23 protein-coding genes and 1 pseudogene are annotated in these 23345 nt (G+C 48.0%); 12 read left to right on the top strand and 12 right to left on the bottom strand.

Going from position 1 to position 23345, the window contains the following annotated elements:
- Positions 1–347 precede the first annotated feature (347 nt).
- Complete coding sequence (locus tag ACKFKF_RS27130; protein WP_446870496.1) at positions 348–827, top strand: ureidoglycolate lyase; 480 nt, start codon at positions 348–350, stop codon at positions 825–827.
- Between the two features lie 20 nt (positions 828–847).
- On the opposite strand, the gene ACKFKF_RS27135 is transcribed toward ACKFKF_RS27130, so the two are convergent.
- From ACKFKF_RS27135 to ACKFKF_RS27145, 3 genes are all read right to left on the bottom strand, one after another.
- A complete protein-coding gene (locus tag ACKFKF_RS27135) occupies positions 848–1243 on the bottom strand; it encodes a hypothetical protein (protein ID WP_446870497.1) in 396 nt (131 codons plus the stop codon).
- A gap of 551 nt (positions 1244–1794) precedes the next feature.
- The gene (locus ACKFKF_RS27140; protein WP_446870498.1) at positions 1795–4083 is read right to left on the bottom strand and encodes a PBP1A family penicillin-binding protein; all 2289 of its coding nucleotides are present in this window, start codon (positions 4081–4083) and stop codon (positions 1795–1797) included.
- Between the two features lie 508 nt (positions 4084–4591).
- The gene (locus ACKFKF_RS27145) at positions 4592–5908 is read right to left on the bottom strand and encodes a D-alanyl-D-alanine carboxypeptidase (RefSeq protein WP_446870499.1); all 1317 of its coding nucleotides are present in this window, start codon (positions 5906–5908) and stop codon (positions 4592–4594) included.
- 57 nt (positions 5909–5965) lie between these two features.
- On the opposite strand from ACKFKF_RS27145, the gene ACKFKF_RS27150 reads away from it, so the two are divergent.
- The 3 genes from ACKFKF_RS27150 to ACKFKF_RS27160 all read left to right on the top strand — a co-directional run bounded on the left by ACKFKF_RS27150 (position 5966) and on the right by ACKFKF_RS27160 (position 9347).
- Positions 5966–6619: a cofactor assembly of complex C subunit B gene (locus tag ACKFKF_RS27150; protein ID WP_446860694.1), complete on the top strand. Its 654-nt coding sequence runs from the start codon at positions 5966–5968 to the stop codon at positions 6617–6619.
- Between the two features lie 172 nt (positions 6620–6791).
- The gene (locus ACKFKF_RS27155) at positions 6792–8756 is read left to right on the top strand and encodes a phospholipid carrier-dependent glycosyltransferase (RefSeq protein ID WP_446870500.1); all 1965 of its coding nucleotides are present in this window, start codon (positions 6792–6794) and stop codon (positions 8754–8756) included.
- A gap of 66 nt (positions 8757–8822) precedes the next feature.
- A complete protein-coding gene (locus tag ACKFKF_RS27160; protein ID WP_446870501.1) occupies positions 8823–9347 on the top strand; it encodes a DUF456 domain-containing protein in 525 nt (174 codons plus the stop codon).
- A 1-nt stretch (position 9348) separates the two neighbouring features.
- Here ACKFKF_RS27160 and ACKFKF_RS27165 read toward each other — a convergent pair whose 3' ends face one another.
- Positions 9349–10299: a type IV pilin-like G/H family protein gene (locus tag ACKFKF_RS27165; RefSeq protein ID WP_446870502.1), complete on the bottom strand. Its 951-nt coding sequence runs from the start codon at positions 10297–10299 to the stop codon at positions 9349–9351.
- Between the two features lie 682 nt (positions 10300–10981).
- On the opposite strand from ACKFKF_RS27165, the gene ACKFKF_RS27170 reads away from it, so the two are divergent.
- On the top strand, positions 10982–11971 hold the full coding sequence (locus tag ACKFKF_RS27170; protein ID WP_446870503.1) for an Hpt domain-containing protein: 990 nt from the start codon (positions 10982–10984) through the stop codon (positions 11969–11971).
- Between the two features lie 342 nt (positions 11972–12313).
- On the opposite strand, the gene ACKFKF_RS27175 is transcribed toward ACKFKF_RS27170, so the two are convergent.
- The 7 genes from ACKFKF_RS27175 to sufR all read right to left on the bottom strand — a co-directional run bounded on the left by ACKFKF_RS27175 (position 12314) and on the right by sufR (position 15940).
- On the bottom strand, positions 12314–12892 hold the full coding sequence (locus ACKFKF_RS27175; protein ID WP_446860699.1) for a GUN4 domain-containing protein: 579 nt from the start codon (positions 12890–12892) through the stop codon (positions 12314–12316).
- 139 nt (positions 12893–13031) lie between these two features.
- A complete protein-coding gene (locus ACKFKF_RS27180; RefSeq protein ID WP_446870504.1) occupies positions 13032–13412 on the bottom strand; it encodes a hypothetical protein in 381 nt (126 codons plus the stop codon).
- Positions 13413–13489: 77 nt separating this feature from the next.
- Entirely contained in the window at positions 13490–14044 is a 555-nt protein-coding gene (locus ACKFKF_RS27185; protein ID WP_446870505.1) for a shikimate kinase, read from the bottom strand.
- Positions 14045–14083: 39 nt separating this feature from the next.
- The gene (locus ACKFKF_RS27190; protein ID WP_446870506.1) at positions 14084–14686 is read right to left on the bottom strand and encodes a hypothetical protein; all 603 of its coding nucleotides are present in this window, start codon (positions 14684–14686) and stop codon (positions 14084–14086) included.
- A 48-nt stretch (positions 14687–14734) separates the two neighbouring features.
- Entirely contained in the window at positions 14735–15055 is a 321-nt protein-coding gene (locus ACKFKF_RS27195; protein ID WP_446870507.1) for a type II toxin-antitoxin system PemK/MazF family toxin, read from the bottom strand.
- Positions 15030–15236 (bottom strand): hypothetical protein, encoded by a 207-nt coding sequence (locus ACKFKF_RS27200; protein WP_446870508.1) that lies wholly within the window; start codon positions 15234–15236, stop codon positions 15030–15032. The genes ACKFKF_RS27195 and ACKFKF_RS27200 overlap by 26 nt, the downstream gene beginning before the upstream one ends.
- Positions 15237–15298: 62 nt before the next feature.
- Positions 15299–15940 (bottom strand): iron-sulfur cluster biosynthesis transcriptional regulator SufR, encoded by a 642-nt coding sequence (gene sufR, locus ACKFKF_RS27205; RefSeq protein ID WP_446870509.1) that lies wholly within the window; start codon positions 15938–15940, stop codon positions 15299–15301.
- A 365-nt stretch (positions 15941–16305) separates the two neighbouring features.
- Between sufR and ACKFKF_RS27210 the strand changes: the two genes are divergently transcribed.
- From ACKFKF_RS27210 to ACKFKF_RS27240, 7 genes are all read left to right on the top strand, one after another.
- On the top strand, positions 16306–16665 hold the full coding sequence (locus ACKFKF_RS27210; RefSeq protein ID WP_446870510.1) for a ferredoxin thioredoxin reductase catalytic beta subunit: 360 nt from the start codon (positions 16306–16308) through the stop codon (positions 16663–16665).
- Between the two features lie 94 nt (positions 16666–16759).
- Positions 16760–18193, top strand: coding sequence for a Fe-S cluster assembly protein SufB (gene sufB / locus ACKFKF_RS27215; protein WP_446870511.1), 1434 nt, complete (start codon positions 16760–16762; stop codon positions 18191–18193).
- A gap of 7 nt (positions 18194–18200) precedes the next feature.
- Positions 18201–18617, top strand: a complete 417-nt coding sequence (locus tag ACKFKF_RS27220) for a hypothetical protein (RefSeq protein ID WP_446870512.1) — start codon at positions 18201–18203, stop codon at positions 18615–18617.
- A 12-nt stretch (positions 18618–18629) separates the two neighbouring features.
- Positions 18630–19247 (top strand): restriction endonuclease subunit R, encoded by a 618-nt coding sequence (locus ACKFKF_RS27225; RefSeq protein WP_446870513.1) that lies wholly within the window; start codon positions 18630–18632, stop codon positions 19245–19247.
- A 28-nt stretch (positions 19248–19275) separates the two neighbouring features.
- On the top strand, positions 19276–20058 hold the full coding sequence (gene sufC / locus ACKFKF_RS27230) for a Fe-S cluster assembly ATPase SufC (protein WP_446870514.1): 783 nt from the start codon (positions 19276–19278) through the stop codon (positions 20056–20058).
- Positions 20055–21392 (top strand): Fe-S cluster assembly protein SufD, encoded by a 1338-nt coding sequence (gene sufD, locus ACKFKF_RS27235; RefSeq protein WP_446870515.1) that lies wholly within the window; start codon positions 20055–20057, stop codon positions 21390–21392. Before sufC ends, sufD begins: the two co-directional genes overlap by 4 nt.
- Before the next feature lie 28 nt (positions 21393–21420).
- The gene (locus ACKFKF_RS27240) at positions 21421–22680 is read left to right on the top strand and encodes a SufS family cysteine desulfurase (RefSeq protein ID WP_446870516.1); all 1260 of its coding nucleotides are present in this window, start codon (positions 21421–21423) and stop codon (positions 22678–22680) included.
- A 246-nt stretch (positions 22681–22926) separates the two neighbouring features.
- Here the strand turns inward: ACKFKF_RS27240 and ACKFKF_RS27245 are convergent.
- Positions 22927–23313, bottom strand: a pseudogene (locus tag ACKFKF_RS27245) (transposase); the annotation flags it as partial.
- Positions 23314–23345: the final 32 nt, after the last annotated feature.

Genomic DNA, 23345 nt, shown 5'->3' on the forward strand with positions numbered 1-23345 from the left:
CCCTCCTAGCTTCCTTTCTCGCTTTCCTGAGTTTTGTCAGTCAAGCAGGGATTGGTTGTAGACCGATAAATAGTTGTAGACCGATGAATAAATGTGAATTCAACAAAGTTTGCTGCATACGCTTCGAGATAGCCACAAGGGTTGCCAATGTAGAAACGCTCTCTAGTAAAAGACTTGGAACTAGAAATCTCAAAATTCCTCAAAACTAGAGAATTGGAAAACAAAAAGACAGCCTACCAAAGTAAAAATTATTCAAAAATCATTCAACTAACGTTAAATAAACATAAGAAATCCAACATCAAAAACTACAGTTCTTCATCCCTCATCCCTCATCCCTCATCCCTCCCATGCCTCCCCATCCCCTCCCCGCTACCTGGATCACCTCTGAAAACTTTCGCCCTTATGGTCAAGTGATCCAGGCTGCTCAAGACGGAAAATCCTATGATGCCGAAGATGCTCAACTCCAGCTTGAGAATGGGATTCCCCGGTTTTATATCATGCGGTTACACCAGCGCGGACGAACGTTTCATCGGATCACGCGCCACACGCAATGCACCCAATGCCTCGGCTCTCTAGAAGGCAAAGAATGGCTAATAGCCGTTGCGCCTCCTCAAAACACTAGCCAGCCAAAGCTCCAAGAAATTCAAGCCTTTCGCATTCCCGGCAACTGCTTTATCAAGCTAGACGTAGGCACTTGGCACGCCGGCCCTTATTTTGATACAGACCACATTGATTTCTACAATTTAGAACTCAGCGATACCAACATCACCGATCACGAAACCTGTGATCTTTTGCAGCTTTATGGCAGTGAGTTTGAAATAATGTAGGCGATCGCTCACCTCATCTTTCAACGACTCTCTTGTTTGGGCGATACTTTTGGCGAGTCTCTATGCTGATCAACCTTCACGCCCTGGATTTCGACGGTTGCAGTGCCATATACTTCAAGAGCAACATCTACCAGTTGAGTCAAAATCTGCTGATCAAAAACCCTACCTATCAGAACGACCACCCTACCGCGTTGAGTGACTCGTAGGCGATCGAGGTCTTTAGCCTCAAACTGCTCACAAAAAGCTAGGCTGACCCGTTTTGCTAACCCACTATGGTCATACTCACCGTCCACGCCAACTCGCTCAGGCGGGATCACTTTAAACAATGGTTCAGGGGTTGCAGGCAGGGCATTAACCCGTCTTTCACTCGAAACGATTAAACTTGACCCTAATTCTGGCGATTGCACCCAAGTCATAGCTTTTTTTGTTGGTTTGAGATGATTGCTAATTTGGCATAAATCGACAAGGACTTTGAGCGATCGCACGAGGAACTATCCAACACAGATTTGTCTCGCGTTCAGCCCTTCCTCAGATCGCACGCTCGCCCATTGCTCTTCCTCATTCAATCATTAAAGGTTTGCGAGAGATTTTGAACAATCTGTCATCAGATAGACGTTGAAAATGAGTCTAAGAATACATGGAAAGCTAAATAACCGTGAGTTCGATGAGGCTGCTCACTTTGTTTGCTGGCTCCCTAAATCCCCGCTGTGAAAGACTTTGAATCAAAAGTTCTGTCTCAAAGTTTTCCAGAATGGCGCGTTAAATTAGGCAGCAGAATAAAGCAACAAAGTCAAAAGCTCCATCAAACTGACGATCAGCAAAACGAACAATTACACGATCGTCCTGCAACAATCTAACAGTTTTTTTGCGAGAGGAGGCTTTGACTTGAGAACATCACCCTATTGAGGGATGAATTGTTAAGGTAAACTGTATGGAGTAGTACCAGGGCTGAAACTGCACCAAGCTTCTATCGCACCACCTGTCGCATGTAATTTCCCCAAAGTTGAGCCGCTTGACCACTGTTGCCTCCTGTGGGCGTGTTATTGTCATTGCCCAGCCAGACTCCTGTGACGAGTCCCCCGTTAGGAATGTAGCCAACAAACCAGAGGTCAACGTTGTCGTTAGTGGTGCCCGTCTTGCCTGCTTCTCCAAGACCTAGCGCCGCGCTTCTACCTGTCCCGCTTTGGACAACCCCCTGCAAAATAGTCGTCATCGTATCAGCCACTTCAGGCTCCAAAACTTTGACCTGATTGTTGCCATCTTGATCAGCAGAATAAATAACGCGGCAGGTATTGAGATCTCGGCGATCGCTACAATCACCACTATCCAAAATCCGCCTGATGGTACGCGGACGACTGCGAATCCCCTGATTGGCCAACACGCCAAAGGCTCCGGTCAACTCCAGCGGGGTCACTTCACTTTGTCCCAAAACGAGTCCCGGAACCGCCTTGAGTTTGGACTGAATGCCCATCCGCTGCGCCGTTTGAATCACTTTATCCAACCCAACTTCTTGAGCCACTCGCAAGGCAATCACGTTTTCCGACCGCGCCACCCCCGTATACATATCCAGACTGCCGCCCCCACAGCCCTCAAAATATTGACCGCTCCAGTTTAATGGGGCACAAGAATAAGAGTTGTTGGGAGAAATGCCCTGCTCGATCGCGGTGGTGTAGCTAAAAATTTTGAAGGTCGATCCGGGTTGACGCTCGGCCTGAGTCGCCCGATTAAACTGGCTTTCTTGATAGTCAACGCCGCCGACCATCGCTCGCACTTCGCCCGTTTTGGAGTCGATCGTCACCATCGCCCCTTGCGAGTAGCCCGCGCTGGCCCCATTCGTGACAACAGCATTTTGTAGGGCAGCTTCGGCTTTGGACTGCATTTTGACATCCAGCCCGGTTTGGACGATGAAATTGCCTTCTTGAGCCAGTTGTTTACCCAGCAGTTGTTCTAATTCGTCAAAGACGTGGCTGTAGTAGTAGGGCGCGATCGTACTCTTTAGCTCTTCACGGGCGGCGGGACTGATGTCAATGCGCGATCGTCGGGCCCGTTGGGCTTCTTCTTGCGAAACCATGCCTTGCTCGGCCATGCGACTGATGACGCGATCGCGGTAGTCGATCGCCGCCTGATAGTTGCGAACTGGGTTGAAGCTGTTGGGCGCTGGCAAAATCCCCGTCAGGGTTGCCGATTCTGAAAGGGTGAGATCTTTAGCAGACTTGCCAAAATAAAACTGGGCAGCATCTTCAAATCCATAGGTGCCACTGCCTAGATACACCCGATTGAGATAAGTCAGCAGCAAAAATTCTTTACTATAAACCGTCTCCAGCTTGAGGGCGACGGCTGCTTCGCGGAGCTTGCGGGCGGCCGAATCTTGACGACCTACGTAATCTGGGACAAGATTGCGCGCTAGCTGCTGAGTGATCGTACTGCCTCCCTCACGAATTTCACCGCCGCGAATATTGGTCACAAAGGCTCTAGCAGTGCCGATCGGGTCAACGCCCAAATGCCAGTAATAGCGCGTATCTTCAGAAGCCAACAGCGCTTTGGGCAAATAGGGTGAAAATTCTCGAACTTGACCCAATTCTGTATGACGCTGAGTGCGCGGAGTCCGCAGGGTTTGCCCTTCTCTGGAGTAAACGATCGTCGGCCCTTGCACCGAGACTGGCAGAGGATAGACGGAAAACTTTTGCCACTCAATGCCGATCGCTGCGACCGTAATTGCCGTCACTCCACTGACCCCATACAGCCCGTAGCGAATGGCTTTGATGTACCAGGGAGCCGGATCTTTGTACTGCAAGCGGACGGCGGCGGCTAACTCTGGTGGCCCCAGTGAGAGAATATCACCGTCGTAAAGCGTTTTGGTCTGGAGTCTGCGCTTGCCGCGATAAATACCGTTGGTCGAATTTTCGTCCCTGATTTGAAAGTGAGTGCGCGTTGGCAACCCCAAAAATTTGCGCCGTTTTTCCCGATGCAGAGAGACATGCACCTGACTGACGACCGGATTTCGCACCACAATGTCACAGGATTTAGAACTGCGCCCCAGCAGATAGCGATCGCCCAACAAGGGATACGCTTCTGCCTTAGAAGCATCTGCATCCTGTACCAACAACTCCGGCACTCTGGCATTGGGTTTGAGCTTGAGCCTGGTAAAGTTGATTTTGGCGATCGTCTGTACCGCTTGCGTCAGACTGCCAAGAATGGTTTTTGATTTACGCGACTGTGGCGGCTGATGGGGCGGTGGATGAGGAGGCTGAGTCATGGGTGCATCGCAAGATAAGTCAGTATAAATTACGCCTTCAACAATGCTAGACAGATTTTCTGATTCATTCTAATGAATTTAGTGCCCAAGGTGAGAGAATTCTGAGTTTGAGCGTCCGTCGATCGCAAATTGACCTTATACCAAATCAACCAACAAATGATACTCATAAAAAATCAGTTAATTAACCGATTTCTATCTCTCAGATTTGAAAAGAACCTATCAGGGAAGCCGTTTCAAAGTCCCCCAAACTGGGGGATTTAGGGGGCGAGGATCTGTATCAGTAACTAGTGGATTTGGGATAAAGCCATATCGCGTCCCCAAAGCGTTAGAAATGCTGGTCAACATTCTAACTGGGTTGCTTGACTAATTTCTCTAACGTCGGCAACTGGGGTTTATCCAAAGATTTAACTAATTCAAAGCCAATCGCACTCAAATCATTCAGTAATACAGCCAACCACTCATCTGCGAGAATGCAGTCAACTATTTGCCGCTTCCGCCTTATTGGTAGCTAACCCCCATACACAATTTCGTTTCGCACAGAGGCTCCTAGCGTTGCTTGCCGCGTCCCAATCCAGGAACTTGGCTCGATCGCTTTCACCCCAACCGCCTGACCACCCCACTGTTTTTGCAACGTTTGCAGCAAAACATCCTGTTGTTTTCGCAGATTAGAAATGTCAGTGCCGCGATTGATGATAGCAAACCAGACATAGCCGCGATCGCGCGTCGGCAATACGCCCGCCAAAGCACTCACCTCATTCAACGTTCCCGTCTTGACGACTGCTGCTTGAGGAATCTCGCGACCTTCGAGGGTCGTATCCCAGCTATCAATACCAGAAACCGGAAAGAGATCGGCGATCGTCAAATTGCGCGGGTGAAGATAGCGGTCGATCGCCGCCAACATCGCACAAGCCGCATGAGGAGAAATTCGATTTGCCGTACTCAGTCCCGACCCATTCACTAACTGAATCTCTTGAGGAGGAATCTCGGCCGTCGTCATCGCTTTCTGAATCGTCGCCGAAACGCCTCCCAAATTGTCTGCCAGCATTTGAGACATCTCATTATTGCTGTGAATATTCATGTCTTTGAGCAGATCGATTAAAGGCAGCGATCGGTGCCGCATCAATAAAGTTTGCTTGGGGGTCGTTTCAACTTTTGCGCTGGAGATCTGACGAACGGTACCCGCGATCTTCACCGTTGGTTTGCGCGTTCCTTCAGGTAGTAAGGCATATTCGTAAATAGCATCTTCGTCCCAATCTTTGGGAGAGAGCGCCTGTTTGAGCAATTTGCCTGACTCCACAGGATCATCATTGAAACTCATCATGAAGTTGTGTGTGACGAGCAAATTACCCGCGATGCGAGTGATGCCGATTTTATTGAGTGCGTTGCCAAGCGCGATCGCTTCCTCAAACACAAACCGGGGATCACCACCGCCTTGAATCACCAAATCGCCTTTTAGAACGCCGTTCTCGATCGTGCCAGTCGCCGTAATCAATGTTTCAAACTGGTGATCGGTGCCCCAGGTTTGTAGAGCCGCTAACGAGGTAGCAATTTTGGTCAGAGAGGCGGCGGGTAGAGCAGTCGTTCCCTGGTTGCTGGCTAATAAAGTCGAACCTGATTGAAACCAGATCCCTTGCGTCGTATGGCTTAATCCCTGACTTTCAAGCTGTTTGAGGTACTGTTTCAACACCCGATCGGCAGCGGGATCAGAGGCATTCGTCAGCCAGGGGAGTTCTTGAACGTTTGCCTCCAAAGGGTTAAATGTATCTGGCATTCCTGCCATGTTTAGCCAAAGAGAAACCAATCCAGAGCTAAAGAGTTCCAGCAAGCCGCGTCTCCTGTCAAGATGTTAAGAATGGGAATAGAGCGCTTCGAGTGTTGACCAATGGCAAAACCCGACCAAAATGAAGTTCTGCGGCAGATGCCGATCGTCGTAGGCGTGATAGCAGGCATTTTACTGCTCACCAACCGCTTTTTTACACCGACTTTGACAGATTCTCAGGCGCGATCGGATGCGCTGTGTGTGATCATTAGTGCCGTTTTGATTTTGACAGGTCTGCTGTGGCAGCAAGTACAGCCGAGAACTCCAGAAAGCGTTCAACTTGTTGGTGAAGAAGGGTTTGAGCTTGCGCCTGATCTGCCTGATTCCATCAAAACTGAGCTTGCCTGGTCGTCTCATTTGCTGCTGACGAATACAGTTACTAAGTCGATCGTCATTCTCTACAAAAATCAAGTTTTACTCCGGCGAGGAATTCTCAGTCCCAACTCAGAAGTGAAGCCAGGAGCCATTTTACAGCGTGTGCTAGACAAACATAAACCTGTGTATCTGGTGGCTCTCAGCGTCTACCCCGGACGAATTGAGTTTGATTACCTGCCCGAAAACACCCAAGGAGTGATTTGTCAACCGATCGGCACCGATGGCGTGCTAATTTTGGGCGCAAATGCTCCACGCAGCTACACCAAACAGGACGAAAACTGGGTGGCAGCGATCGCTGAAAAACTCGATAATACGCTCAGTCAGCATTTAGAAGTCGCTTGATTAAACGTGAATTTGATGAAATCTTTCGCTACGGTCATTAATCTGGGCAGCCCCCTAAATCCCCCACAAGTCAGGGACTTTGAACTGGGGCTCTGATCTAAAAATTTCCCAAAGTTGAGGGGTTGAGAGGCAGAAGCGCTAAACAACGCAGCGAAAAAACTTCATCGAATTGATGTTAATTGAATATTTAGTGAAACCAGCGATCGGCTGTAAACTTTGTTATGTGCATTCAGCCATAAAAGTCATGCTTGCTAACTTCTCTTTTTTGCTTGCCTGTATCGCGCTCTCTCTGCCTGCCTGGTTTACAGCAAGTTGGGTTTTTCGATATCAGCCTGTTTCTGGTGCGTTGGCTTATTTATACTTATTTTTGATTCAAATTAGCGTCGTTGAATTAGTTTTAGGAATTCTCAATTTTTTGAATCCAATTAGCCTTTGTTTAGGAGCGATTTTAGCAGGACTAGTTTCACTTCTAGTTAGCAGAAAGCTATATAAAAGAGCAAAATCTATTGAAGAAATTGATCAAGCTAACCCCATTCAAATTAGCCAGTTTGGAACGATTGTCTTGGGGGCGATCGCGCTCATTCTTTTCATTCCGCTCTATCCATTTCTATCAGAATGGCTGATCCAGATTTTTCGAGTTCATCCACTCAGTTGGGATGTCGTTAGCTATCACTTACCCAATGTTTTGAACTATTTGCAAACAGGCAGTTTGTGGGATCTCAAAGGAACCTTTGGCGGCTACCCTGGAGGCAATGAATTATTACAGATTTGGAGTTTTTTACCCCTCAAATCAGATAGTCTCCTGGGCATGACGGCCGCTTCAATTAGCCTGGGAGTTCTTCTCGCGTCCACGCTACTGCTCAAGTCAGTTTTACCCAACAAAACCCCGTTTGAATTGGGCTGTTGGACTCTACTACTTTGGGTAGGCTGCCTGTTATTTCCTCCGCTTCAGGAAATGCTGGTTGATTTTGGGCGAAATGACATTACCCTTGCCTTTTGGTTATTAGTGGCAATCTGGTCGTTACAGCAGGCAAGCCAAACAGAACATCGAAAAGGCTGGCTTTTGTCAACAGGAATTAGCTTGGGATTCGCGATCGGCACCAAGCCCAATGGACTTTTTTATCTCGTCGGATTCTTATGCTTATTTTTCGCTCGTTTCTTCCCATCCAATCCACAAAAATCTAAAGGATTGGAATCAAGCTTCATCATTCTGCCAGCCCTATTAATGGGTGGATTTTGGTACTTTAGAAACTTAATTCAAGCTGGGACGTTATCGCCTGATTTTTTAGAAGTGGCGGTTGGGTTGAGCCTTGCTAAAAACCTATTTAATCCAGCCCTTTATCAACTTAATTTCTCACTTGTCTTTTTTCTATTGAGTGTGGGCATGACTGCGGTGACGATCGCGCGCTCCACATTCAAGCCGCTGACTCATTCGCTCAATTTAAAATTACTCGCCGGACTCAACTCGATCGCTCTGTTTGCCTTGATTCTCACCCCCAGCGGAGCAGGATTTTTGATCGGCGATCGACAGCTATTTTTAATTCAAATTCGCTACAGTGCTGTAATCATTCCAGTCACTCTTATTTTGAGTTTGTATTTTATCGCTCAGTGGTTAAATAACTGGACAAAACAGCTTTCTCTAGACCGACTACACACGTCTCAAAAGCGACGATCGACCGCCCTGTTTTTAACTGGAATCAACCTCATTGGCGCAATTTTATTAACTTCTCAACTGCTTTCTTATCAGCCTGCGATCGGGCTTCCTGGATACGATGGTATCTTCTTTCCAGTCGGAGAAAAGCCTAGTAAAGTCTACGAATGGGTGCAGAAAAATCTCACGAATACAGTTATTTATTCGATTGGATTGCGACCCTACGGACTTTATGGATTTCCCTTTAGTAATCGTGTCGTGTATCAGCTTGATTCATTGAATTGGAAATACCAAAACGGACTGAAAGTAATTCGAGACGCTAAACCCAACTACATCGCCATCAGCCTCGATCCCTTTACTCGCGCAGTTCCCGCTGACCTTCAATCTCTGACCAGCCAACCCCAAGCATTTGAACTGATTTATCAAGATGATCTTGCCCTTGTTTTTCGGATTACCCCCGTGGGACAAGCCCTGGCAGACCGCTGATAAGCTACCCTGAGAGTATTCGCGGAAAGCAACATTCTCAACTAGCCAGCTTTACAAAATAGACTCATGGTTGTTCTCTATTGGTCACTGGTTGCCCTGATGGTTGTGGGCATCGTCGGCGCGGTGGTTCCTGGCATTCCGGGGACAAGTTTGATTGTGGCAGGCATTGTGATTTGGGGAGCCGTCAACGGCTTTAGCAGCGTCGCAATTGCCCTCAGTGTGGCGATCGTCGTTCTCCTGTGTAGTCTTGGCATTGATTTTCTGGCAACCTATTGGGGTGCAAAGAAGGCAGGCGCAAGCAACTGGGGACAAATTGGCTCGATCGTTGGCTTCATTCTTGGCATTTTGGGATTTTTACCCACGATTCCGATCAGTGGCCCGATTGGCGTGATTATCGGCATTCTCATCGGGCCGCTGGTGGGCGCAATTGTTGGCGAATTTCTCTACCGCAAAGACATCACGATCGCCATCAAAGCCGGAGTAGGCATCGTCGTTGGTTCGCTGATTGGCAATCTGATCCAGGGCGTTTTGGCCCTCCTGACGGTGGGCGTTTTTCTATTCACAACTTTTCCCCTTGTCTTTCCGTCCTGACTTACGGCACTTCAGAAGACGAAGGCTGACATTTCAGTTGATTTTGAGAAAATTCGGGCATGGGGGGCGCATCGATCGTCGGCTGATTTGTTTTGCAGACGATACGGGTTGTCTGGCCTCTGGTCACTATCACAGTTCCGACAAAGCTGCTCAAGCCTGCTTGTTTAGGAACGGCCGTCACCTGAGCGCGATTGGTATTCAAAACTCTGGAGCGATACGTGTAGTCATAACTTTGTGAAATCAGATTAGCTGATCGCTCCAATTCTTCTAGCGTGCTGGCAAATCGCTTGTTTTGAGCATAAAATTTCTCTTGAGCCTGCGTCATGGCTTTAATGTACTTCTCGGCAGCCTGCTGTTTTTGTTGGGGCGATCGGGGCTGCGACGGACTGCCCGCAAAAGAACGGTCTGACTCGCCCTCTGAGGTTTGATTTCCCGACTTTGAGGTTGAAATTAGCGCCACAAAACCGCCGCCAAAAAAGGCCACCACAATCACCAACAGCGTCGGAACAAGATAAGCCTTGAGATAAACCGTGAGACTCGGACGATCGTCGCTCACCTCTTGCTCGATCGTTGCTGCAAACTCCTCTGACTCGTCAACCGCTTGAGTCTCCTCAACCTCTTTTTCTAGACTGACCACCTGAGTTTTTGGCAGCACCACCGGATGCACCTCAAATTCTTCGACCCACGAGAAAGAACGCGCTCCAATTTTGTGTCCCGAAGCTTTGACCGTTTGAATCGCATCTGTGCCCAGTTCTAAAATCCCCCGCCGGATAAAGGTCATCATCGTCTGCTGATTGAGCGTCTTTGCAGACTCCAAAAAAACAGACAAACAGCCGTTCTCTAAACTTGCTTTGGCGGTGATTCCTTTCGGTTCTAGAACTGCATTCATCAAAGCGGCGATCGCGTTGGCATCTCCTTGCCGGGCGAGTTCTAGAAGGTTCGGCTGATTCATTGAGAGAACTTCTTGAAGTAAGAGGAATTTGACATAAGATTTTTTTTGCAAAGCACGGGCCTCACCTTCTAGTCAGCTTGGAGGTCGATCGAGAGCTTTGATCGATTTTGGGTTAAGCTAAACCAGTCTGAGCGAGTCCACGTCAGAGCCTTTAACAGGTTGCTCCCAATTTACATCAAAGTCTCAAACTGCAATCAGAATCGTTCACCCTGATCTTAAATGGTTCGCTTCTGAGCAATGCTTTTCGGGATAAGCAGCAGAAATCTTAAAAAATGTGGGTTTGACAAAGTTTTTTTGCTTCGAGATTCAGAGCTTCTACCTCCAATTCTGGGCGGTTTCCAGACCAAGTTCGCGGTTCAAACGTCCTCGCTAACTGGTTTAGGGGGCTGTCTAAGTGGGTAACCGCAATGCAAGATTTCATCGAACTGACCTTAAGAAACGTGGACGACGGCTTTGATCAAGATGGCAGTTGTCGATCGCCAGGGTGAAATTTTCGAGGAATTTAATTTCAATTGGATCTAACATTTTGAGCAGTGGGGTAGCCGTTGGGCCGGCTTGTCTTCGCCAATCTCATCTCGATACTTCGTGCCGTTCTCTTAGTATCTGGGAACACTCAGTACAAGGAACCAATTCTCATCCTTTGCGCTCATTTAACACGACTCGTTACGCCAGGAGCAGGGCAGTGCAATCAGTCAAGCAACAGCAAATACTCGGCTATTTTATCGAAGAAGCGAAAGAACACCTGGACACGATCGAGCAAGGACTGGTTAATCTTCAAGCCACCATGTCTGACTCAGAACGGGTGAATGAACTCTTTCGAGCGGCTCACTCAGTCAAGGGCGGGGCAGCTATGTTGGGGTTTGACAGCATCCAAAGAACCGCCCACCATTTTGAAGACTGCTTCAAACATCTCAAAGAGCATCCGGTCAAGATCGACTCCAAGCTAGAAGACCTCTTTTTGAAGGGGTTTGATACGCTCAAAGCGCTCATCGAGTCGCTACAGGGGCCGTTTGGTCTGCGCGAAGAAGAGGCTCAACAGGCGGTGATTGCGTCGGAGCCGACCTTTACCGAGTTGCAGAAATATCTCCACGCCCTGATGAAAGCAGAAGCGAAGGGGTCTGGCAAAGCTGCACTTGCGTCTAATACGACGGCTCAGATCAATGCAATTCTTAAGGCAATGCTGCACCTGTTTAGACAGGCAGACTCGCCCAAAAGTCGCCAGCAGCTTGTAGGGTTGTGTAATCGGTTGATGCAGGTCAATGCGACGACAAAATCCTGGGTGATGGTTTTACAAATCGCGCAACGGGCGATCACTGTGCCCAAAAATTCCTATGGGGTGTTGGCTCCGATCGTGATTCGAGATCTCAAGCAAGCCAGCGATCTATTGGTATCGGGCCGAGTCGATGAGATTTTAGCGAGTCAAAATTTACAGAAGCTGATTGTCCCTGCCCAGGCTCCCAAATCTGTGCCCCTAGTCTCTGCGCCTCAACCCTCTGCGCCTCAACCCTCTGCACCTCAAAAAACCTCTGCCCAACCCGGAAGACAATCCGCGCCTAAACAGCAGGTGTCGATTCCTTTAGAGCCAAGAGCCGCCGCCAGAACCTTGCTAGAAGTGTTCAACAAATCTGAACTGATTGAGATTGCAGAGTTTTTGATGAAAGCGATTCAGTAAGGTCTGCTTGACGCGCTGCGATCGTTCTCTTCGCGTTACCCGCAAGGGGTCGCTGTGCAACGGGATTGAGTCTTATGCCAAACGATTGTTTACGTGCAACAGCTCCTTGGACTCCCTCAACCCCTCCTGGTCAAGGTGGAGAACTAGAAAATCCCACCTTTATTAGGGAAGATGCCGCAGAAAAATCAAGTTGGTATTACATTACCAAGGACTTGCCTAGAAGTTGCTCGGTTCTTTCAGGCAATTTTGCTCCCGTTGCCACTTCATTCACTACAGGCAGGTTTGCCAATAATATTGGTTGCCGCAGCTATCACACTTGACTCTTTAAAGAGTAAGTTTCGATCAGGTGCAAATTAGTGAATCGCTACAAGCCTCCAGACGATCGAACAGATCTTCAAACCCCACATAGCCGCAACCCCCCACACAGGATTCTAAATTACAGTCTTTGACCCAACCAGAGGGAAAGTGTCCCAAAGGGGCGGACGATCGAAACGTCAAATGGTCATAAGCAATCCAGCGACCCTCAACGCGCCAGCCGACTCGATCGCCAAACACTTGATAGTCTTGTCCAACTTGGTGCCAGATGCGCTGTTGAATGCTGAAACCAAATCGTTGATCGCTCCACTCAACCCACAGGCGATCGATCAGGCACAGATCCTGGCAGGGAAAGCAATCTAAGTCTTGAGGTCGCATCCAAGTTCCTTCTGAGTAGCCGATCGCTCGCAGCATCGCTAGATAAGTTTCGTAGTCTGCTTCCTTCCAATTGCCTGCTTGAAGTAAGGTTTGTAGCCTTCGATAATTAGGTTTGTTTTCAGAATCAAAGGAATTACTCTGCTCGGTTGTTAATTGATCACCACAGCATTGCAGAGATTGTGTTTGAAACAATTCTCTAGCGTTTGACTGATCTGTTTGTTTTGTCATGTCTAACGTGTCGTCTGTGCTGAATCAATGGTGACGATCGTTGCATTGCTTGCTGCAACTAAGCCAGTATACATTGATACAGGTTTCAGTTGTGTTATCAGGAAAACACGGATGATACTTAAGACTTTTATTAAAATTTTTATAGTCCTTGCTCAAAGCGACGTTTTGCTTCTTGCTCAAACCAGGAGACGACTTGCGGAACGGTGAGGTCTTCGATCGCCACCCCTGATTCTGCTGCCGACTGATTTAACGGTTTGAGCGCGGCGATCGTCAGTTGCGTAAAAAAGCCTTTGAAATTTTCGTCAAGGCCCTGCTGCAAACTGGGGTCGTTGGCAACCCATTCGGCAATTTGTGAATTTTGTAGATCGGCGATCGCTTGTCCGGATTGTTGGGCGATTTGTTTGAGCGATCGTAGTGAATAAATTGCCACTCTCGTCATAAATTTGTCGCGTGAAGTCAGCAGTGCTTTGTCTACTTCAGCACATTCTTCGGGCGTTAAAAATTCTGTATTCGATTCCATAGAAGCTTTTTAATGGTGATAAACAAACTCGATCGACATCATTCAATTTAGCGTTAAATTTTCTGCTGTAATCAGGTTTAGTCAAACGTTATCAAGTTTAGGATCTCATTACACATCTCTTCTGGCATCTTGCCCTTGCTGTATACGACATACTTGGCCAGCTTGTAGTTTGAGGGGTGCCTGATGAGATGTTCATTGAGATTTGGATTGCCATCTGACACGTACTCATTTCGTTCATTGAGAATTTGCACCGATTCATCCAGATCAGGAGACGGCAACAGGAGAATTACGTTTGAGTACGGTGCCAAGATCTGTTGAACTCGTTGGAACAGAGTATCGTCTTCATAAACAGAGTGACCTGCTCCAAAATCGATGACGCAGTGCTGGTGTTCTGAAAGTAACCGCTCAACTGCATGAGCTTCAAAGGGTTTCCAGTATTGATACACTCCCCACAAGCCTTGAGTCGCCCGCTTCTTCTTAGCCAATTCCTCGTCGTAGCCAATTTCTTTGTAGTAGTTTAATCTCAAATCGTCCATTGAGTGTTGTGGAACGTTAAGCCGCTTTGCCAAAAGCTCTCCGATCGTAGACTTACCCGACCCGATCGCGCCAATGAGAATAATGTCCGACTTCATGCGTTTCTGTGACCATTCACTCTACAAGTCTGTTGCCCTCTAACCTTGTTGTACCATCCAGACCAGCATTCCGAGCAAGTGATCGACGGGTGGAATAGCGTAATCGTGAAGGTCGATCGTCAGCGTCTGATCGTCTAATTTCATCAATCGCCAGGCAGTCCCGCTCGTGACGCTACCGTAAATCGTCGGGATCAGAATCTCGTTTGCTGCATTAAACTTTTGAGCCGCAATCATTTCTGCTGCACACTGACCTAACCCCTGCTTGAAATCACCTTTTTTAGCTTCAATCACGATCATGGCAGGCGCTTCGATCAAAACTTGCTCAGTGGATCGACTAATCAGAAAATCACAAACGCCGCTCAATCCCAATTCTGGAGCAACCGTAAAATCTTCGCCCGAAAATAGGCTGACTTTACGATCGAGCAGTTTTCGCACTTCAACCAAAATAGGACTGATCAGCAATTCCGATCGGGCTTTTTCTGACCCGGTAGCAATAGCTAATGGCAACCCTTCATTCAAGGCTTCTTGAAGATAGCTGCTGGGAGCGATCGGCTGAGTTTCAGGCAAAAACCGTCCCCCTTCGATCGTCATCAATCCAAACATTTTTTTGACGCTTCTCAGCGTAAAGTCACTGTAAGACATTCATTTTGCTTGAATTAAATAGCCGCAGCGATGTTTACCATTAACCAATTAGTCTAAACCTAACCACAAACAGACTGCATCTTCGACCTGCGATAATTGCTCTTGCGTCAGCACCCCTAACTTCTTGATCAACGTCACATAAGGGACTGTAACCAGGTTTTGAGCGTCGAAAACTCCAGATTTCAAAAACCTTGCCGCAATTTCAACCTCAAACCTTGAGTTTCTTGAACGAGTCGTATGAGCAACCAAAGTTACTAAGGCTCGATCGCGATCTTCGATAGGGACACTGATCGCTAGACAAGGACGCACTTTAGCCACATAACCTAAATCGACCAACCACACTTCACCTCGGCTTGGAATATTGCTCATGGTCGTTTTCGGACTCGTCAAGGCTCAAGAATAACGCTTCAGCGTTCAGTATCAATGCCTCATCTGATAGTGGAGTGTCTAAGTTGGCTGTCCGTCGCAAAATCTCAACAGCAACCTGCTGTTTTTCGACCTCTGGCAACTGATCAAAAGAATCTAATATTTGCTGCAATCCATTATTCATGGTTATTCATCGCTTCCTGTTTCAGCCAGTTCTTTGAGTCTCTAAATAGTGTAAAGTTTTGATTATTTTGCTTGGATCAAATAACCACAGCGATGTTCACCGTTGACGAGCCAGTGAGTACGATCGACCCGACAATCTTGCAGCGCCAGTTCAAACATTTCTAACTCATGCCCACAGACGCTCGGAAACGATTCGGCAATGTGAGAAATCGCACAATTATATTCAGTCAAAATAAACTGAGTGGATTCATCTGACTCGACCTTGTGACACTCTGCCATATAGCCTTCAGTGCGACGCAACTCGACTAGACCAGCGACCCGATCGGACAAAGAGCCAGATCCCAAACGCTGACGATATTCTAACCCTTTGCGCTCCCACTGTTTGCGGAGAATCGTACTCACCTGCTCGCGCCCCACCGTCTCAGCCAGCGTATCAAGGAGCGAAACCGCAAAATCATCGTAGCGATCGGGAAACTGCGATCGCCCCTCTCGGCTCAACTCATAGACATGGCTGGGTCGCCCCATCTTGGTCTGCACCGTCTGATGCAAAATCAGCCCCTCGGCTTCCAGATCTTTGAGGTGCCGTCGAATCGCCTGCGGACTCACCTGCACTTGCTCTGCCAATTCCTGGGCAGTCGCCTGAACCTGCTTCAAAAGGTAGTACAGGATGTCTTGTTTCGTCGTGGGTTGTTGAGTTGTGGTCATTCCAGGTTCCAGAAGTAACGGTCACTCGATCGCAGAAGAGGCAGTAGAAGGAACGGGAGCATCCTAGTTGTGTTGCCCAGGTCTTCGCCCCCTAAATCCCCCAATTCTGGGGGACTTTGAACTAGAATCTCGGCTCGAAGTCCCCCAGAATGGGGGATTTAGGGGGCACAAAAGACTAGAATCCAGTGAGAAAGACCTGTAATCAGGAAAAGTCAAACGTTTTGCACAGTTCAGATACTCTCGAAAAAATCGACTTTGACAACATCATTGTTTCTAAAGTATCTTACAATGAAGTTAAGCAACAAAGGTGTTGTTTTAATTATAAGATTTATCGGATGTACTGTCGTTCTGGCTCGTAAACACAGATGAATACAGAAACCCAAACCACACAAGCATCAGATAAAAGCCTCGAAGCCATGAGGCATTTTTCAGAGCAATACGCCAAGCGTACTGAGACTTACTTTTGCGTCGATTCGAGTGTGACGGCCGTCGTGATCGAAGGACTGGCCAAGCATAAAGACGACTTGGGCGCTCCCCTTTGTCCCTGTCGTCACTATGAAGACAAAGAAGCCGAAGTCGCCGCCGCTTATTGGAACTGCCCTTGTGTCCCCATGCGAGAGCGTAAAGAGTGTCACTGTATGCTCTTTTTGACTCCAGACAACGACTTTGCGGGTGAGATGCAAGAAATTACCTTCGACGAAATTCGTGCCACGACCAACACTTAGACATTAGAGGTGAGGGAGCCAATTTTTTTCATCCCTCCTCCTTCATCCCTTTCCTTCCCCCTTGCCCTTCCTCACTACAAAGAGAACACGATCGATGAGTGCAGTACAAAACCTGGTTAATCAGCCTTATAGGTATGGGTTCGTTACGGATATCGAATCTGATACGATTCCTCGTGGGCTGAGTGAAGAAATGGTTCGGTTGATTTCGGCTAAAAAAGAAGAGCCGGAGTTTATGCTGGAGTTTCGCCTTAAAGCCTATCGGCAGTGGTTAAAGATGACCGAGCCAGATTGGGCCCAGGTAGGGTATCCGGCGATCGATTATCAAGACATCGTTTACTACTCTGCGCCCAAGCTCAAAGAAAAGAAGAAAAGCCTCGAAGAAGTCGATCCCGAAATGCTGGCGACGTTTGAGAAGCTGGGGATTTCGCTGTCTGAGCAAAAGCGGTTGAGCAATGTGGCCGTGGATGCAATTTTTGATAGCGTGTCGATCGCCACCACCTTCAAAGAAAAGCTGGCGAAAGAGGGCGTGATCTTCTGCTCGTTTGCGGAAGCGGTGAAAGAGCATCCCGATCTGATCAAAAAGTATCTGGGTAGCGTCGTTCCGGTGGCGGACAACTATTTTGCAGCGCTCAATTCGGCTGTGTTTAGTGACGGGTCGTTTGTTTACATTCCCAAAGGTGTCAAGTGCCCGATGGAGTTGTCTACTTACTTCCGCATTAATAATGGGGACTCTGGGCAGTTTGAACGGACGCTGATTGTTGCCGAAGAAGGTAGTCACGTCAGCTATCTTGAAGGCTGCACGGCTCCGATGTTTGACACCAATCAACTTCACGCAGCAGTTGTAGAATTGGTGGCGCTGGACAATGCCGAAATCAAGTATTCCACTGTTCAGAACTGGTACGCAGGCGACGTAAATGGCAAAGGCGGCATCTACAACTTTGTCACCAAGCGCGGATTGTGTCAGGGCGTGAATTCCAAAATCTCTTGGACGCAGGTTGAGACGGGTTCGGCCATCACCTGGAAGTATCCGAGCTGTGTGCTGATTGGCGATAATTCCGTTGGCGAATTCTACTCCGTAGCGCTGACCAACAACTGCCAGCAAGCCGATACTGGAACCAAGATGATCCACGTCGGCAAAAACACCCGCAGCACGATTATTTCTAAAGGGATCTCGGCGGGTCGATCGCAAAATAGCTATCGCGGTTTGGTAAAGATTAATCCCAACGCTAAGGGCGCGCGCAACTATTCGCAGTGTGACTCAATGCTGATTGGCGACAATGCTCAAGCCAACACCTTCCCCTACATCCAGGTGCAAAACAACACAGGCAAAGTTGAACACGAAGCCTCTACTTCCAAGATTGGAGAAGACCAACTGTTTTACTTTAGTCAGCGCGGCATTTCTCCTGAAGATGCGATCTCGATGATGATCAGTGGATTCTGTAAGGATGTGTTTAACCAACTGCCGATGGAGTTTGCCGTCGAAGCCGATCGTCTCCTCAGCCTCAAACTAGAAGGGTCTGTGGGGTAAGACAAGCATGGTTGTACAGGCTGACATTGAACTGATTTGGGGGGCGGATCTGGCTCTGGTGCATGAAGGCTATCGCTCAGAAAGTCAGATTCGGCGCTGTAATGTGAGTGCGATCGTCGATCGCCGTACTACCATGCTTGCTATTCCAGAGTTTGTCAAAGAGCAACTGGATTTGAGGAAAGTTCGAGATGTCGAAGCCGAGTTAGCAGGTGGGTCTATTGCCGTGGTTGAAGTGGTGGGGCCGATCGAGGTTCGCTTTCAAAATCGACGTACATTGGTCGAAGCGCTGGTGATTCCTGACTCAACTAAAGTTTTGTTAGGCGCGATCCCGATGGAAGGATTAGACGTGTTTATCGATCCAAAGCGAGAACGATTGATTGTCAATCCTGAGAGTCCAGAAGTGGCTCGGATGATGCTGATGTGAGGTCGATCGTCAATGACTCAAATACTACAATCTAGAACCATTAATATTCGCGATCTAATTGACCAATTTGGTCTGCAACTGGTACGCGATCGACAATTTTTCACAGAATGGCATGAGGATTTGTCTGAACTCAATGAACAGGAAAAGCAGTTTTTAGACAAAGTTCGAGAAGGCTTTTTTAACCTGATGCAGTATCCTCCTTACCTGGAGAAAGCGGTTCAGATTTCTATCTTATCGCCTCTATTATTTCTGGCTGATTTCTTTCTGCCTCCCTTTCACATTAGAACAGAACAATCAACTGAAATTGTCAGTGAAGATGAAGGGGTCATTATTCGCGGTCAGCTTGATCTAATTGTTTTAAAGGAGCGATTTTGGGTTTTGGTGATTGAGTCTAAAGGGTTTGCTTACTCACCTGAAGCGGGTTTAGCTCAACTGCTTTCTTATATGTTGGCAGATCCAGAACCCGAAAAACCTTGTTTTGGACTGTTAACTAATGGACTTGATTTTAGCTTTATCAAACTGTCAAAAAATCCTGCTCGGTATGCGGTGTCTAATCGGTTTAATATTTTGAATGAAGGGAATGAACTATATTCAGTTCTACAAATTATGAAGCGGTTGGGTCAGTTGTAATGAGCGATGAAATTAGAGAGGTCAGAGTGTGATCAGTGACAATAGTGAAGTGATTTTGTCGGTTAGTAATTTAACTGCAAATGTAGAAGAGACTCAGATTCTTAAAGGCTTGAATCTGGAAATTAAAGCAGGCGAAATTCACGCGATCATGGGGCCAAACGGATCGGGAAAAAGTACCTTATCCAAAATTTTGGCTGGGCATCCCGCTTACGAAATCACAGGCGGCGAAGTGACCTTTCGAGGACAGGATTTATTGGAAATGGCACCGGACGATCGCGCCAAATCGGGTGTGTTCCTCGCCTTCCAATATCCCCTCGAAATTCCTGGGGTCAGCAATGTAGACTTTTTGCGCGTCTCATATAATGCCAAACGCAAGCACGAAGGGCTGGAAGAACTAGATGCTTTTGACTTTGATGACTTGGTTCAGTCTAAACTCGAACTGCTGAAAATGGATGCTTCTTTTCTCAGTCGTAGTGTGAATGAAGGCTTCTCAGGCGGTGAGAAAAAGCGCAACGAAATCCTACAAATGGCATTGCTAGAACCCAAGTTAGGCATTCTCGACGAGATTGATTCGGGTCTGGATATTGATGCGCTAAAAATTGTTGCCAATGGGGTAAATGAACTCAAATCACCCGACAATGCAACACTGGTGATCACGCACTATCAACGACTTTTGGATTACATTATTCCTGACTTTGTGCATGTGATGGAAGGCGGCCGGATTCTCACGACAGGCGGCAAAGAATTGGCTTATGAACTCGAAGCTCGTGGCTATGACTGGGTGCGTGAAGAGGAGGCAGCAGCGCGATGACCATTGAAGTTTCCACCCTGTCTGACACCGCAAAATCTACGCTCAAAGCGAGAGTTGATCGCTCTGCTTACTTATCAAATTTGCTGAATCTGCGGTCTAATTCTGAGTTGGCATTGTTGAATGAAGTGCGTGATCGAGCCAGCGCGATCGTTCAAGAGTTAGCGATTCCCAACACTCGCGATGAAGAATGGCGATTTACCGATTTGTCGGCGCTGTTGAAGGTGAGTTTTGAGACGGCAGATTTGGCGATCATTGGCTTTTCAGAAATCCAATTATTTTTGCTGCCCGAGACAATTAACAGTCGGTTGGTGTTTGTGAATGGATTTTATGCTCCGGACTTGTCGGCTGTCGATAATCTTCCTGATGGCGTTTTGGTTGGCAATTTGATCGCAGGTGCGGAATTTATTCCTTCACTTTCTGATTATTTGGCGATGCAGCCAGGATCAGAAGAAGTGTTTACGGCATTGAATACCGCAAGCTTGAAAGATGGCGCGATCGTCTACATTCCCAAAAATCAAGTTGTCGAAACGCCGATCCAAATTCTGTCTGTGACCACGACCAGCGAAACGCCAAAAATCAGTCATCCTCGCGTTTTGGTAATTGCTGAAACAGGTAGCCAGGTTACCTTAATTGAAGAGTATGTGACGCTGGGCGAAGGTGTGTATTTCACCAATCCGGTGACGGAAATCTGGCTGGCAGACAATGCGGAAGTTCGGCACACTAGAGTACAGCGAGACAGCGAAACAGCCTTTCATATTGGCAAAACGGCAGTGTCTCAGGCGCGAGATTCTCGTTACAGTTGTACCGCAGTCAGCATGGGCGCTCAGATTTCTCGTCACAATCTGGAGGTTTACCAGACAGGTGAACAGACCGAAACGACGCTGAATGGTTTGACCATGTTGAATGGTCAGCAAATCGGCGACACCCACAGCAAGATTGCCTTCTCGAAGCCTCACGGCAAAAGTAATCAGGTGAACAAGTGCATTGTGGGCGATCGCGCTCATGCCATCTTTAACGGTAAAGTCTTCGTTCCCAAACTGGCTCAACTGACGGACGCAGCCCAACTCAGCCGCAATCTTCTCCTCTCACCCAAAGCCAGAATCGACACCAAGCCCCAGCTAGAAATTGTTGCCGATAATGTCAAATGCGCCCACGGTGCGACGGTCAGCCAGCTAGAAGACGATGCGATTTTTTACCTCCAGAGTCGAGGACTCAGCCAAACCGACGCTCAAAAACTGCTAACCTACGCTTTCGCGATCGAAGTGATTGACGAGATCCCGATCGCCACCCTCCGCAAAACCCTAGCCGACCTGATCCGCACCCAAAATCTATAAAGTTCTTTCATCCCTCATCCCTTTCAAGATGACTATCACCCAAGAAAAAACAATCGCTGCCAAAGTCCGCTCTGAGTTTCCGATTCTCCATCAGGAAATTCACGGCAAACCGCTGGTTTATTTGGATAATGCTGCCACATCTCAGAAGCCGATCGCGGTTCTCAATGCGATTCAGCACTATTACGAAAACGACAATGCCAACGTGCATCGAGGCGTTCATACGCTAAGTTCGCGTGCGACGGATGGCTATGAAGGTGCCCGTGACAAAGTGGCTGCGTTTATCAATGCGGCTTCTCGCCAGGAAATTGTCTATACCCGCAACGCGAGTGAAGCAATTAATTTAGTGGCGTATTCGTGGGGTTCGACACTGCATCAGGGTGATGAGATCATTCTGTCGGTGATGGAGCATCACAGTAATCTGATTCCCTGGCAGCTTTTGGCACAGAGAACGGGCGCGGTGCTGAAGTTTGTCGAGTTGACCGAGACTGAAGAATTCGACTTTGAGCAGTTCAAATCGCTACTGTCGGAGAAGACTAAGATTGTTTCGATCGTGCATGTCTCGAATACATTGGGATGCATTAATCCCGTTAAAGAAATCTGCGCGGAGGCTCATAAATTCGGTGCAAAAGTGCTGATTGATGCCTGTCAGAGTGTGCCGCACATAGCGATCGACGTTCAAGAAATGGACTGTGATTGGCTCGTTGCTTCGGGTCATAAAATGTGTGCGCCGACCGGAATTGGATTCCTCTACGGCAAATTGGATCTGCTGCGATCGATGCCTCCCTTTTTGGGCGGTGGCGAGATGATTGCCGATGTGTTTTTGGATCACGCGACTTACGCCGATCTGCCCCACAAATTTGAAGCCGGAACGCCCGCGATTGCTGAAGCGATCGGACTGGGTGCGGCGGTCGATTATTTGAGCGCGATCAGCATGGACAAGATTCACGCTTACGAAGAAGAACTCAATGCTTACTTGTTTCAACAGTTGAGCGAAATTCCTGAGATCCGCATCTATGGCCCTCAGCCCAACGCAGACGGAAGTGGACGAGCCGCATTAGCCGCCTTCACCGCCGGAGACGTGCATCCCCACGATTTGTCTACGATTTTGGATCAGGCAGGGGTCGCCATCAGAGCGGGACATCACTGCACCCAGCCGCTTCATCGCCATCTCAAAGCCCAATCGACCGCACGAGCCAGCCTCTACTTCTACAACACTCGCGAAGAGATTGACGTATTCATCACCTCACTCAAAGAAGCCGTGGAGTTTTTTGGTGGACTGTTTGGGTAGTATTTGAAGGGCGATCTCTTCGAGTTACCCGCTAGGGGTCGCTTCGAGTTACCCGCAAGGGGTCGCTCAGGATTCGTTCTAATTTAACGTGAATTCGATGGAGTTTTTTCGCTTCGTTATTGAGCGCTTCGCCCCCTAAATCCCCCATTCTGAGGGACTTTGAATCAGCATAATTTCTTTGAACTCTAGAACTTTCTCTCGTTCAAAGTCCCCCAAATTTGGGGGATTTAGCGATTATCTTGAATGTCAAGCCGGAAGCGCAACTTTTTCAGGGCTGGCTTCTTCAGCAGGAGGCTGCCAAGCCTTGCCCTGTTTCACGATTGCATTAAGAATGGTCAGCAACTTGTGCATACAAGCGACTAAAGCCACTTTCTTTAACTTGCCACGATCGAGAAGGCGATTATAAAACGCTTTCAACACCGGATTGTAACGAACGGCAACCAAAGCTGACAGGTACAACCCCTGCCTGACGGGCGCACGACCGCCAAAGATCCGCCGCTTGCCCTTCATCTGACCACTGTCATAGTTCAGGGGGGCCACTCCGACTAAGGTGGCGATCTGCTTGTGCGTCAACTGTCCCAACTCTGGCAAACTTGCCAGTAACGTGGCACACAGGGGCGAAGATGAACGTCCAGTGTCCGTTTACTGACATCAATGCCAATGTA

The organism is Phormidesmis sp. 146-12 (genome assembly GCF_052939495.1).